16 protein-coding genes are annotated in these 12,872 nt (G+C 46.2%); 11 read left to right on the top strand and 5 right to left on the bottom strand.

Going from position 1 to position 12,872, the window contains the following annotated elements:
* Positions 1-205 precede the first annotated feature (205 nt).
* Both QUA02_RS00250 and rpe read right to left on the bottom strand, forming a co-directional pair.
* Entirely contained in the window at positions 206-1,024 is an 819-nt protein-coding gene (locus QUA02_RS00250) for a Uma2 family endonuclease (protein ID WP_333024377.1), read from the bottom strand.
* A gap of 278 nt (positions 1,025-1,302) precedes the next feature.
* Positions 1,303-2,004, bottom strand: a complete 702-nt coding sequence (gene rpe / locus QUA02_RS00255) for a ribulose-phosphate 3-epimerase (protein WP_333024378.1) — start codon at positions 2,002-2,004, stop codon at positions 1,303-1,305.
* Here rpe and QUA02_RS00260 point away from each other — a divergent pair.
* The 5 genes from QUA02_RS00260 (at position 2,003) to QUA02_RS00280 (ending at position 4,790) form a co-directional block, all read left to right on the top strand.
* Positions 2,003-2,182: a hypothetical protein gene (locus tag QUA02_RS00260; protein ID WP_333024379.1), complete on the top strand. Its 180-nt coding sequence runs from the start codon at positions 2,003-2,005 to the stop codon at positions 2,180-2,182. The two genes, rpe and QUA02_RS00260, sit on opposite strands and share 2 nt — an antisense overlap.
* A 64-nt stretch (positions 2,183-2,246) precedes the next feature.
* Entirely contained in the window at positions 2,247-2,621 is a 375-nt protein-coding gene (locus QUA02_RS00265) for a hypothetical protein (RefSeq protein ID WP_333024540.1), read from the top strand.
* 104 nt (positions 2,622-2,725) lie between these two features.
* A complete protein-coding gene (locus QUA02_RS00270) occupies positions 2,726-4,141 on the top strand; it encodes an LCP family protein (RefSeq protein ID WP_333024380.1) in 1,416 nt (471 codons plus the stop codon).
* A 14-nt stretch (positions 4,142-4,155) separates the two neighbouring features.
* Complete coding sequence (locus tag QUA02_RS00275) at positions 4,156-4,311, top strand: hypothetical protein (protein ID WP_333024381.1); 156 nt, start codon at positions 4,156-4,158, stop codon at positions 4,309-4,311.
* 50 nt (positions 4,312-4,361) lie between these two features.
* A complete protein-coding gene (locus QUA02_RS00280) occupies positions 4,362-4,790 on the top strand; it encodes a YidH family protein (protein ID WP_333024382.1) in 429 nt (142 codons plus the stop codon).
* Between the two features lie 191 nt (positions 4,791-4,981).
* Here the strand turns inward: QUA02_RS00280 and QUA02_RS00285 are convergent, their stop codons facing one another.
* Positions 4,982-6,520, bottom strand: a complete 1,539-nt coding sequence (locus QUA02_RS00285) for a sensor histidine kinase (RefSeq protein WP_333024383.1) — start codon at positions 6,518-6,520, stop codon at positions 4,982-4,984.
* The gene (locus tag QUA02_RS00290; RefSeq protein ID WP_333024384.1) at positions 6,517-7,200 is read right to left on the bottom strand and encodes a response regulator transcription factor; all 684 of its coding nucleotides are present in this window, start codon (positions 7,198-7,200) and stop codon (positions 6,517-6,519) included. The genes QUA02_RS00285 and QUA02_RS00290 overlap by 4 nt, the downstream gene beginning before the upstream one ends.
* Before the next feature lie 140 nt (positions 7,201-7,340).
* Between QUA02_RS00290 and QUA02_RS00295 the strand changes: the two genes are divergently transcribed.
* Together QUA02_RS00295 and QUA02_RS00300 are read left to right on the top strand one after the other, a co-directional pair.
* Complete coding sequence (locus QUA02_RS00295; RefSeq protein WP_333024385.1) at positions 7,341-7,754, top strand: hypothetical protein; 414 nt, start codon at positions 7,341-7,343, stop codon at positions 7,752-7,754.
* Between the two features lie 158 nt (positions 7,755-7,912).
* Positions 7,913-8,833, top strand: coding sequence for a calcium-binding protein (locus QUA02_RS00300; protein ID WP_333024386.1), 921 nt, complete (start codon positions 7,913-7,915; stop codon positions 8,831-8,833).
* A gap of 168 nt (positions 8,834-9,001) precedes the next feature.
* On the opposite strand, the gene QUA02_RS00305 is transcribed toward QUA02_RS00300, so the two are convergent.
* The gene (locus tag QUA02_RS00305; RefSeq protein WP_333024388.1) at positions 9,002-9,916 is read right to left on the bottom strand and encodes an alpha/beta fold hydrolase; all 915 of its coding nucleotides are present in this window, start codon (positions 9,914-9,916) and stop codon (positions 9,002-9,004) included.
* Between the two features lie 241 nt (positions 9,917-10,157).
* Here QUA02_RS00305 and speB point away from each other — a divergent pair, with 241 nt between their 5' ends.
* The 4 genes from speB to modA all read left to right on the top strand — a co-directional run bounded on the left by speB (position 10,158) and on the right by modA (position 12,806).
* Entirely contained in the window at positions 10,158-11,087 is a 930-nt protein-coding gene (gene speB / locus QUA02_RS00310) for an agmatinase (RefSeq protein ID WP_333024389.1), read from the top strand.
* 132 nt (positions 11,088-11,219) lie between these two features.
* On the top strand, positions 11,220-11,777 hold the full coding sequence (locus tag QUA02_RS00315) for a thioredoxin family protein (protein WP_333024391.1): 558 nt from the start codon (positions 11,220-11,222) through the stop codon (positions 11,775-11,777).
* A 74-nt stretch (positions 11,778-11,851) separates the two neighbouring features.
* Positions 11,852-11,986 carry a hypothetical protein gene (locus QUA02_RS00320; RefSeq protein WP_333024392.1) on the top strand — a complete coding sequence of 45 codons (135 nt, stop codon included), beginning with the start codon at positions 11,852-11,854 and terminating at the stop codon, positions 11,984-11,986.
* Positions 11,987-12,005: 19 nt separating this feature from the next.
* Positions 12,006-12,806: a molybdate ABC transporter substrate-binding protein gene (gene modA, locus QUA02_RS00325; RefSeq protein WP_333024394.1), complete on the top strand. Its 801-nt coding sequence runs from the start codon at positions 12,006-12,008 to the stop codon at positions 12,804-12,806.
* Positions 12,807-12,872: the final 66 nt, after the last annotated feature.

Below are 12,872 nucleotides of genomic sequence, written 5' to 3' on the forward strand. Positions count from 1 at the left end.
AAGAATGTTAGAGCGACATCTTTGAGCGATGATTAATCTACCTTTTTTCATAGGGATAAAAACCAGTTTTTCGGTTAAAAAAGCAACCGCCAAAGCTCAAATAGGACTTACGCTCATAAACCGGGTTTCTCTGTAAAATCGTTGGTTGATAACCGGAGATTTACGAAGAAACCCGGTTTCTGGCCTTGACGTGCGTCCAGGACTGTCAAATTCGATCGGGATCGATACCCTGCGATCGCAAAAATTCGCCTAATTGAGCGACTCGCTGCTCGGCTTGAGTAGCTCGCTGTTCGGCTTGAGAGGCTTGCTCTTGGGCTTGAATCGCCCACTGTTCGAGTTCTGTGGATCTGAGCAGGCGCTCTTGAGTTTGAACATCCACCATCACCACCTCGCCATCATGCAATCCCATCCACAAACCCACCGTTTCGCACATAATGCGTCCCTCTTCATCGGGAGTAATCGGCACGTAGATGTTATCTATTAAACGGTAGCCCAACACCTCATCCAGCATTTGACCTCGCTGGCGCCGCCGATCGAAAATTATATATTCCCGCACGCCAGCCCGAGCGTATTGTTGGACTTTGATTTCTCGATCCTCTTTGCGATATCGAGGCGAAACCACTTCAACAATTAAAGACGGACGCGCGCCTTCAGAGTTCACTAAAAACTCTGTCCGCACCTGCTCTTTATTTTGAATGCCAAACACCACACAAGTATCGGGACAATGATCTTTGAAATCCGCAATTTCCCAGCGAACTATGAGATCGCGAAAAACCGCTGTTGTTGGATCGTTAGCGTAGTGACGGGTGAGAATATCTTTAATATCTCCTGCTATGCGATCGTGAAAAGTGCTATTTGGCAAATGATATCCCTCTTCTGGATGGAGAAATTCTTCAGAGGTCAGGGGAATATCCTCGAAAACCGTGCTGCCATCGGGTTGGACGATTTCTTCTGTGCGCCAACCGCGTTCGGCTAATTCGTTTGTTGGATGGCGGGTAATGGCGATCGTCATTAGCTTTTCCATTTTTGACCTAGCTATATTATACAGCAGGTTGACCAATGACCAATGACTTATGACTTATGACTTATGACTTATGACTTATGACTTATGACTTATGACTTATGACCAATAATCGAGGTTTTTAGTAAGGACTAAAGTCAGTATTAGCTAATATTTTCGCTTCTCGATCGGAAAAAAAATGGAAGAATTTGCTCTTCCATTTTTAAATAAGGATTATTCGTCCTGACTTCAAACCACTTTTATTATTATTGGTAATTCACCGGACACGATCGCATTTTCAACTAAACAGCAGCCAACTCGGGAGTCGGGCGCTTGCTGTGGCGGATACCCTCGATCGCCCCTGCGTAATCGTTCGCCTTAAACACAGCAGAACCAGCGACGATCGCATTTGCGCCCGCTTCCAGAACCTGCCAAGTATTGTTCCCCTTCAAACCGCCATCCACCTCAATCCAAGGATCGAGGCCCTTGTCGTCGCACATTTTACGCAACTGGCGAATTTTTGGCAAAACAGCCGGGATAAAACTTTGACCGCCAAAGCCGGGATTCACGCTCATAATCAGCACTAAATCGCAAAGTTCCAGCACGTACTCGATAAACTCCAAAGGCGTCGAAGGATTCAGAACCACACCAGCCATTTTGCCCAATTCCCGAATTTGGCCGAGGGTGCGGTGCAAGTGAGGCGAAGCATTATGCTCGGCGTGAACCGAAATAATGTCAGCACCAGCCTTAGCGAAGTCCTCAACGTACTTCTCCGGCTCCACAATCATCAAGTGGACATCGATCACCTTGGTAGTAACAGGGCGAATTGCTTCAACAATCAGCGGCCCGATAGTAATATTAGGAACAAAGCGACCGTCCATCACATCTACGTGAATCCAGTCAGCCCCTGCTCGATCGACAGCCTGAATCTCTTCTCCGAGACGGCTAAAATCGGCTGATAATATGGATGGAGCAATAACGATTGATTTTTGGGATTGGGTCATGGCTAAGTCTGTTCTCCTGTCTGCTGTGCTGTATCCAGTTTATCAAAATACGGGTCTCCGGGTCGAAAAGTTGCCAACGATCGGTCGCGGGTTGGGAGTGCCGAAAAATTTTGCCTCTGACAGACAAGTTTGGCGATCGCACCAGCCCTGCTCTGGGAATTTTGGTTTAGGATATTAATTTTCCCTCTAACAAATAACTCTTGTGCAAAATCTGACCTTCTGCAAATTTTGAGTAGCAAATGATGAAAAATACAGATCCCTTAGAAAATCCTGAACTCGATCGTGCAAGTCTGTTTGTATTAATGATCCCAGTCATCGGCTTTTTCCCCGCCCTGTGGAATCTTTACCGCCGTCAGGGCAGCCCCGAACGCAAAGCCGTCAGCCGCTTGGCAATTGCCCTTGCTTTTAGTTGGCTTTTAGGACATATTCTTTTAGAAGCTGGAGCGATTTCTGCGGAATCTCCGACACTTCCCATGTTATTAATGAGTAGCCTGCTGACAACCAGCTATTTCATCGTTGCTCTGGGACTGATGGTTCGCCTCTGGAAGCGTCAACCGCTATGGTTGCCCGGAATTAGCCGCGTAGCGGAGCAAGTGGTGGGCAAACATTTATCATAATTTAGGGTTCTTTTAAGCCCCTACCCTATTGATTGATTGCGTCTTCAGCTTGATACTACATATTGCCATTATCTTTTTTATTTTTGTTGTGTGTGAGGAAGCCAGTGCCAGCTCAAAAAATTCCTAATCAAGACCCTATCAAACAATCAACTGCTCAACCTTCAACCAAAAAATCTTCCCAGCCCCATCGAGGCCGTTGGCTGGGTTTTGGTTTTGGTTTGGCTGGAGTAGCCATGCTCTCAGCCACAGCCGGAGCGCTGCTAGCCGTGTCCCTTTCCACAACGCCGCTTCAGCAACAGAAGTTGAGTCCTGAAGAAGCAGCGGTGTTTTCTCAAGGCGACATGGCAAAGCTCAGCATGAAGATGCCGGAGCTGACTCGCCCAGTTAATATTTTAGTTTTAGGACTTAAAGTTCTCAGCTCAGACCTCGACGGCCATCCCGATAAGGAGCAGGGATACGAGGTCTGGCAAAACTCTTTCAAGGGGTTAACCGATACCATGCTGTTGGTTAGGTTTGACCCTCAAAATAAAAAGTTAAGCGTGCTTTCCATTCCGCGAGACACCCGCACCTATGTTGAAGGCAGGGGCGAGGTGAAAATAAACGAAGCTAATTTCTACGGCGGCCCGGCTTCGTCAGCAAAGTCAGTCAGCGGACTCTTGGGCGGCGTGGGGATTGACCGCTATGTCACAGTCAATATTCAAGGCATCAAAAGTTTGGTAGATGCACTTGGCGGCATTACCATTAATGTCCCTAAAGACATGAAGTATACCGATGAAAGCCAGCATTTATATATAAATTTAAAGGCTGGCAAACAGAAACTCAACGGCGAACAAATCGTGCAATATTTACTTTACCGCCATGACGATTTGGGCGATATCGGGCGGGTGCAGCGCCAGCAATTGTTGATGCGGGCTTTTGTGGAACAGGAAGTTAATGTAGGTTTGCTGTCTCGCTTGCCGAAGATATTGTCGGTGATTCAGTCTCACCTTGACACGAATTTGAGTATAGAAGAATTAGTGGCTTTGGCTGGTTTTGCTACTCAAACCGATCGCGCCAGCGTGCAGATGTTGATGGTTCCCGGCAAGTTCAGCGATCCCAAGGACTACAAGGCGAGTTTTTGGTTGCCAGACCAAAGTGCGATCGAAACTATGGTGTCAGAACATTTTGACTTCGGTCAGAATAGTTGGACAATTGAGAATGCTGATGCGACTTTTCTGAAGGTGGCGATTCAAGATAGTACCGGAGATGAATCTGCTGTTGAAGATTTTGTCAATACTCTGACTCAAGCCGGTTATCGGAATGTTCAGGTTTATAAGGCTTGGCCCGAACCGCTGGAGGTAACTACTCTAGTAGCTCAACAAGGCGATATTAAAGGTGCCCAAGCGATTCGCCAGTCTTTGGGTTTTGGAGATGTGCTGGTTGAGAGTACCGGTTCTTTGCAGTCGGATGTGACAATCAGATTGGGCAAGGATTGGTTGGAGAAAAAGGCTCAGTCCGGCGGGGCGGCTAAGTCTTTTTAAACGGGGTTTTAACCGTGGTATTTGTAGGGACACAGCAATGCTGTGTCCTCTTCTTTTCTGTTGGTAGAGATGGAGGCGATCGCTTTTTTGCAGATTTACTGATACTATATTTTTTGGTGATGATGAATCACGATCGCAATACCGATACTTCCCTCGGCAATCGGAACTGAAACAATAATCAACGAGGGAAAGCTTAAAATATTTTATAAAGGTAGGGTTGATGAACAAGGGTGCTAAAATAGACCGACAGCGCGAACATCAGGCAAATGAACGCACCTTTCTTGCATGGTTGCGAACTTCACTCTCTTTAATTGGTTTTGGGTTTGCGATCAGTCGGTTCAGTTTATTTCTCCGTCAATTTCAAGCTACAGTGACTCAGCAAGAAGTTTCCTCCCCTCCCTTCTTCAACTCGGAAACTTTAGGGCTGAGTCTGGTCGTTTTTGGAATTGCGGTCATTGCCTTAGCAGCATGGCGTTATAATCGAGTTTTCTGGCAAATTGAGCGAGGTGATTATCGCCCAAATCGCGTGCTAATTTGGATTATGACTGGAGTTGTAATGATTTTAGGAACGTCAAGCATTCCGTTGTTGCTATGGCGAGATCGCGGAAATATAGCTCCCCCTTCAACTCCTAAAAACTCTCAATTCTAAGTTAACCCGATCGGTTAGCTAAAGTGCCTCTTCCTTCATTCAGCTAACATATAGGCGTCCCAAATTGTCTTGATTTTTTTCAAACGTTCCAAATAGGTCAGGCGATCGAATTGAGGTGGTCTATCGTGCCAGTAAACTGGCTAAAATCGCAAGTTTGAGCTTTGTTGCGGCTTAAAAATTTTCAAGTTCCATTAATCGCGATCGCCCACAGGTAAACTGAGTATAAACCCTGTTTGACCAAGTATTGCAGCATCTAGTTTGATATCGCCGCCGTGGGCCCGTGCAATTTCCCTTGCTAAACTTAGTCCCAATCCCGATCCTTCTATTTTTTTGGTCTGAGTCGAGTCACCGCGATGGAAGCGCTCGAAAATGCGATCGCGCTCCCTCAAAGAAATATCTTGAGAGCTATTGACAATTTTCACAATTACTCTTTTTCCCTGACAGTCAGCCTGTAACCTGAGCCAACCCTTCGGTAAATTATATTTAATCGCATTACCAACTAGATTTTGCAAAACCTGCACCAGCAAATCGCGATCGCCCTTGATATATAAATTAGGAGCAATTGCCATTTGCACATCTAAATGCGGTGCTAGCAGTTCCATATCTTCGGCAATTTCCGATAGCAAAGCCGACATATTCACCTCAACCAAATGTAAACCCATACGTCCGGCATCGGCTAGAGAAAGTAAGAGAAGTTTACGGGTAATTTCACTCAAACGGCGCACTTCATCCAATAATTTACTGAGGGTTTGCTGTACCTCAGAACCCGATTCAACTTGATGCAAAGCCCGTTCTAGTTGGCCTTGCAAAATTGCCAGCGGAGTCTTTAATTCGTGGGCAGCATCTCCACTAAAACGAGAAGCTTGCTTAAAACTTCGTTCCAGACGTTCTAGCATCTGATTGAACACAAAAATTAATTCTACAAACTCTATATCCGTTGAGCCGTCTGGGACGCGCCGATCGAGCCCCTGTACGGTAACATTGCGAATTGCCATCGTAAGTCGCCCAATTGGAGATAGAATACTCCGCGATATGACCCACGCTCCACTGGCCACGAGTAAAAGCACTACGGGAATAGAAATTAGAAAGATATTACGAATCGATGCCATTTCCCGATCGATCGCTTGTAAGTTAACTGCGATCGCTATTTGAGTCTGAGGAGAATGAATCGCGCCTACACGCCAAACAGCCGTGCTAGTACGCTGGGTTGCTAGCTTAGCTTTGAAAACTCGAGGAAAATCCGGTCGATCGAATTGAGGAGGCCGATCGCGCGGGGGTCTTCTTTCTGTCGGTGAAAATGAATCGGGTCGATCGGGAGGTGGCGGATAGGGTGGAGGTGGTGGAGGGGGAGGTTCTAATTGAAAAGGTATTCTGGCAGGATCGGGAGGGGGTTGGGGCAGCGATCGCCATAGTGAATTGGCATCAATTCCATCTTGCCACTGGCTCGATTTGTAGAGCAAATTACCATCTCTGTCATTCACCAGCAAAGCCACGGTTGTTTCCCCATCATTCATGCCCAAAACTGATGGCAAAGAATCATTATAAACATCCCATTGAGTCGATTGGGGGCGGGTAGATTGGATTAACTGATTCTTGATTTCAGCATCAAGACGCTTGACCTTAGCATCGTAAATCAACCACCACGAAACAATACTAAAGCCAATTAAAGCAATACTTGCTAGAACAGCAGATGATAGAGCAATGCGAAAGCGAAAAGATTGCAATTTCACGATGGGGAATCTGGTTTGCGAAACCGATAGCCAACGCCGCGCACGCTCTCAACCCATCCCGTACCGCCGATCGGTTCTATTTTTTTGCGAATGCGTTGAATGCACACATCTACTACATTCGTATTCGGATTAAAATCATAGCCCCAGATATGTTCGAGGATTTGCGTGCGGGTGAGTACCCGGCCAGGCGATCGCATCAGATATTCCAACAGATTAAACTCGCGGCTTGTAAGTTCTACTGCATGGCGATCGCAAGTAACTTCTCGCAGAATGCGATCGAGCTTAACTGGGCCAACGCTCAGAATATTTTGGCGATCGCCCGAAGCCCGCCGCACTACAGCATAAATCCGAGCAACTAACTCCTCAACAAAAAACGGTTTAGCCAAATAGTCATCAGCACCGAGATGTAACCCTTCAATGCGATCGTCTAGTTCATTGCGAGCCGTTAATAAAATCACAGGTACATTGCGCCCAGCCTTTCGCAGATGTTTGAGAATAGATAATCCATCTTTTCCGGGCAAAACAATATCCAGGACGATCGCATCGTACTCATTATCCATCGCCCGATCGTAGCCATCATTGCCATTATCGCAATAATCCACGACAAAGCCTTGTTCTTTCAAGCCCATACAAACAAAATTGGCGATTTTTTCTTCATCTTCAACGTATAGAACATTCATAGATTTACTTATTCGGTTGTGATTATACCGCCATCAGGCATTTACTTAAATTACAAAACTGTAATCTATTCGCAGTGTTCCCGGTCATGTTTGGGGAGTTTGATGTAGCTATAAACATTTTTGGATTCGCGATCGTAAATATGATGAAAATTGCTTCACTGCTAGCGTTACCTGCTACAGCCTTGCTGCTGGGATTTAGCAGCTTGACTTTTCCCGATCGGACTACAGCTAATTCTAATACTCTACTCGCCCAGAGCCAACCCGAACCCAGTCAAGCGCCCAGACATCCGCCCCGTATAGATTTTCCTGCTGCTGCCAAACAGTTAGGAGTCACCGAAGCCGAGTTAATCGAAGCATTGGGGCTACCCGCCAAACCGCCGGAACCGCCAAGTGAAAATAATCGCCCGCCCAGCCCACCGCCCCGTCCTCGTTTAGATATTCCCGGTGCAGCGAAAAAGTTGGGAGTCACCGAAGCAGACTTGATTAAAATTTTGGGCATTCCACCGCGTCCACCGGGCGATCGTAATTTACCTCAAAATTCGGAAAAACCCTAATTTCTCCAGATTACAAAACTGTAATCACAGCACAGGGATAAATGTCATTTTCAACCAGCTTAATGATTGTAGCGACTAACTCAAAGGCCGAGCGAGAATTCATTCCTTTAGCCTGAAAGTTACTTCAAACTTAGAAAACTCATCGAGGGAATTACATCATGCCACCACTATTTCCTAATTCAAACAACGCACCGGGCAACCAACCACCTCAAAATCAAGGCGCACCGGGCAACCAACCACCTCAAAATCAAGGCGCACAACTTACCAATTCTGCTCTACCTCCCCAAATTCAAACTCCACCTCCTCCGCCAGCTAACAGTATTAGCACCACAGCAGGAAACGACAATATTACCGGAGATAGTTTAGATAACTTCATTCTAGGTAGTAGCGGCACTGATAGCATAATTGGAGGATTAGGCACGGACACAATTAGCTATCTTTCCCTTACCAGCAGCATTAGCCTTGAGGCGAAAGGTATTGTAGATAAAGGCGCAGCAGGTACAGATACCCTGCAAAATATAGAACAAATAATTGCTCCTTTAGGACAGATTAATACGATCGATGCTTCTACAGGTAGCGGCACAGCTTCTATTAATGTGGATTTGTCGCAGAATCGTTTGGCGGTTAACAATCTACCCGGTATCGGCACTCTGAATTTTACGGTAGAGAATTTCGTTAACGTCACAGGTACTCCGAATGTAGATGTCCTTACCGGAAACATCCAAAACAATTCTTTAGTAGGGGGAGATGGTAACGATACACTCTCCGGTTTGCGCGGCAATGATACGCTAATTGGAGTCAACCCATCGAGTGCTGCACCGGGAAGTAATGAAACGGATGTGCTGATTGGCGGTCGGGGAAGAGATGTTTTTGTGCTAGGTGATGCCGCCAAGACCTACTATAGTGGAACAGGAGTTGCGTTGATTCAAGATTTTCAGCAGGGAATCGATCGCATTCAGTTACGCGGGAGTCTTTCCAACTACAATATTGTTGGTAACTCGATAAATTTGGCTGGTACATCTGACCAAATTGCTGTAATTCAAGGAGCCTTTACTCCTGATAGTTTCCTGTTTGTGTAATATCAATTCCGGCTGCACTCAGACATGATACCGAGGACACGGCAGTGCCGTTTCCCTACCCAAAATAATATTGTAGGGACACGGCACTTATGAGACCGAGGACACGGCAATGCCGTTTCCCTACCCAAGATAATATTGTAGGGAGACGGCACTGCCGTCTCCTAATTTCTAATTTTCTGTAAATACCGATCGCTCTTTAATCCAATCGAGTAAAATAGGATTGACCAATTCCGGCGCTTCATCCTGGGGACAATGACCTACGCCTTCCAGCGCAATAAACTTTTCAACAGCCGGAAACTTTGCCAATTCTCGCCCCAATGCGATCGGCTCCCAAGGGTCATCCGTACCCCACAAAATCAAAGCCGGACAGCTCAAACGAGGCAACAAATCCTCCGGTAACGGCCCTTGAGAATAACTGATAAAGGCCACAAATACTTCAACTGCGCCGCTATCTTTGGCAGGTTCCAGCAGCATATTTACCAGTTCGTCGGTGACAGCTTCGGGACGGCGATATGCTTGCAAAAGCACTTTTTTTACTGTTTTTGGCGTTGCTAATTGTTTAAAAAATAATTGACTTATCCACTTGACATTTAAAACTTTTTGTGCAATTGGCGCTCCAAAACTGCGATACCAAGGCAATTCGGCGCGTTTGCGATCGTGCAGCAACCGCAGGGAACAATTGAGTAAAATTACGCCCTCAGCAATATCGGGAAAATCAACAGCCGCTTGCATTATTGCCACACAGCCGATCGAATTTCCCACCAAAAAAGCCCGCCCGCCCGCAACTTCCCGACAAAAATCAGCAATTAGCTGTCCCCAAGTTTCAAAAGTATAGTCAATCTCAAGTTTGGGCGCGGGTTTAGCAGAACCGCCAAAACCGATGAGGTCGATCGCATAACACCGACAATCAGCAGCCAATGCCGGCAAATTTTTGCGCCAGTGGCCCCAAGACGCGCCAAAACCGTGGACAAACACCACCGCAGGCCCCTGCGAACCCGCAGCCTGGTAGCAAATCGGAAAGCCTTTCCACAGCCAAGTTTGAGGTGCAACAGCAGTTGACGAAGTAGGAGTTGAAGGTGTCATGGGATTTTAGATTTTAGATTTTAGATTTTAGATTTTAGATTTTAGATTGGGAATGGGGCATAGGGCATCGGGCATTAGTAATTCTGCTTTCCTGTCAACTGCTTTCCTGTCAACTGCTTTCCTGTCAACTGCCCACTGCCCACTGTCAACTGCCAACTGACTAATGACTACTTTGCACCACGAGCCAATATTGTGCCACCATTAAAGATGCTGAATTTTTTGCCTTATTGAAATTTCCCTTATGCCAACGATCGTTTCCACTGCTGTCGTACCGTTTCTAGGATCGGAAATTGTACCAGACTACGACACTGCCAAAGTAGTTATCTTACCAATTCCCTACGAAGCTACCACCACTTACCGCCGGGGGTGCGAAAACGGGCCGGCGAAACTTCTAGAAGCTTCTCATCAACTGGAATGCTACGACGAAGAATTAGATTCCGAAGTTTGCTACGATGTCGGAATTTATACAAAAGAGCCGATCGCAGATACCCGCAACAGGCAACCGGTTTCATCCTTAGAAATGCTGCGAGTGACCCAAGCCGCAGTCCACCAGCTAGTTACCGAAAATAAATTTGTCATCTCCCTCGGAGGCGAACACAGCATCACTGCAGGCGTTGTCGAAGGTTATCGCCAAGCATACCCAAACGAACCCTTCACAGTCGTGCAAATAGATGCCCACGGCGACTTGCGGCACGAATACGAAGGCTCGATTCACAATCACGCCTGCGTGATGCGGCGCGTTGTCGATATGGGCTTACCGACACTGCAAATCGGGATTCGCGCTATCTGCAAAGAAGAAGCAGACTTGATTAAAGCAAAACAGCTAAACGTGATTCGAGCTAGGGAAATTGCTACTCAACCGGATTGGGCCGATCGGGCAATTGCCAGCATAACAACTAAGCGGGTATTTTTGACGATCGACTTAGACGGCATCGATCCGACTTTAATGCCAGGGGTGGGCACACCGGAACCGGGCGGGTTAAATTGGTATTCCCTCACCGGATTTTTGCGCCGCGTCTTCGAGTCCTACGAAGTAATCGGGTGTGACATTATGGAATTAGCACCTATTGTAGATTCTGTAGTCTCAGAATTTACCGCAGCCAAATTAGCATACAAACTTATTGGATATCAAGCTCTGGCTCAAGGTTGGCTAAAGCCAGACGCGGGATAAATCGCGAAGTACGAATCACTCATAGGCTGTTGGCAAGGCTAGAATTAAGCTAAAGCAAAAAACAGCCAATTTTATTCGCACTGACAGTTTCATCTTTGATGCTTGCAAAACTGCTCTTCACCTCCTGAAAAAATGAGTTTACTAATGGAAACAACCGGAACTCCCATTAACGGCTACGCTCCCGATTTTGAACTGCCTGGAGTAGACGAAGAAGTTCACCATTTAGCTCGCTATTTAGAAAAATATCGAGCTATTGGGGTGATATTTATGTGCAATCACTGTCCTTACGTGAAGTTCTATCTAGATCGCCTTAAAGAACTTCAAGCAGATTTTCAAGATCGAAATGTTACTTTAATTGGGATTAATGCAAATGATGCAAACCAGCATCCCGACGACAGTTTTGAGAATATGAAAATTTTTGCAGCCGACAATCAACTCAACTTCCCGTACATCCGAGATGTTGCTCAAGATGTGGCTGAAAGTTTTGGGGCTTCTAAAACGCCGGAGGTTTTTTTGTTAGACCAAGACGGCAAACTGCGCTATAAAGGTTTAATTGACGACAACGCCGACGATTCGGGGGCGGTGCAAGTTTCTTATTTGCGGAGTGCGATCGACCAATTGCTCAACAGCGAACCGGTAGAGCCTTCAACTACAGAGGCGATCGGCTGTTCCGTCAAATGGCGATCGTAGTCATTAGTTAGCAGTCATCAGTCATTAGTTGAAAGGTGCGTCTGTTGTGAGATTGTTGGTTTGTATCAAAAATAATGGTAGCTGACGCACCCTACTTCATTGTGGTAGGGTGCGTCAGGTTTTACATTCTGAATTTGCACGAAAAGTCGAGTCCTGACGCACCATTTATCGGAAGCTGCTGTAAGCTAGACTTCTCGATCGCCCTATGAAAAATTAAAACATAGCCCTATGAAAAGAAAACGCATCTTTCACTTAATTGTAGTAGCCGTCGCGGCACTGACACTACTAATTAGTTGGAACTTATTTCAGAGCGTTTCTCCAGCAACAGCGCAGCAGCGAACGTCTTTAACTGTATCTGCTGCTATCAGTCTGTCGCAAGCTTTAGGGGAAATCAAGACTGTTTATCAAAGCAGCAATCCCAATATTACTATCACTTATAATTTCGGTGCTTCCGGTGCTCTAGAACAGCAGATTCAGCAGGGAGCGCCGGTAGATGTATTTTTGAGCGCCGCTACCAAACAAATGGATGCTTTGCAGCAAGCTAATTTGCTCCTTAACGAGACGCGGCGCAATTTGCTGACAAATCGCCTGGTTTTGATTACTCCCAAAAACGGCGTTGCTGTGAGCGATTTTAAACAGTTGACAGATGCCAGAATCAAGAAAATTGCGATCGGCGAACCTAAAAGCGTACCTGTCGGACAATACGCTCAGGAAATGCTAACTAAGCTTGGATTGTGGCAGCAACTCCAGCCAAAATTAGTGCTAGGAAATAACGTCCGCCAAGTGCTGACATTTGTCGAAAGTGGTAACGTTGATGCCGGTATAGTTTACACGACTGATGCCAAAGCATCCAACAAAGTAATTGTGCGGCTAACGGCTGCTGAAAATTTGCACTCGCCCATTGTTTATCCGGTGGCAGTTATCAGAAACAGGCGCAATCCCGCTGCGGCTAAAGCGTTTGTTGACTTTTTAGCGGGCGATCGAGCTAAAATAGTATTTCAGAAATATGGATTTGGCATAGTTCGATAACTAACTAATTAGGGATTTTTTACCGCTGATGAAAGCAGATAAGCGCTGATTAACGCGGATTTATTT

Origin of the sequence: Microcoleus pseudofavosus SVA1_A4 (genome assembly GCF_036700565.1) — a bacterium.
In the GTDB taxonomy this organism is placed as follows: Bacteria; Cyanobacteriota; Cyanobacteriia; order Cyanobacteriales; family Microcoleaceae; genus Microcoleus.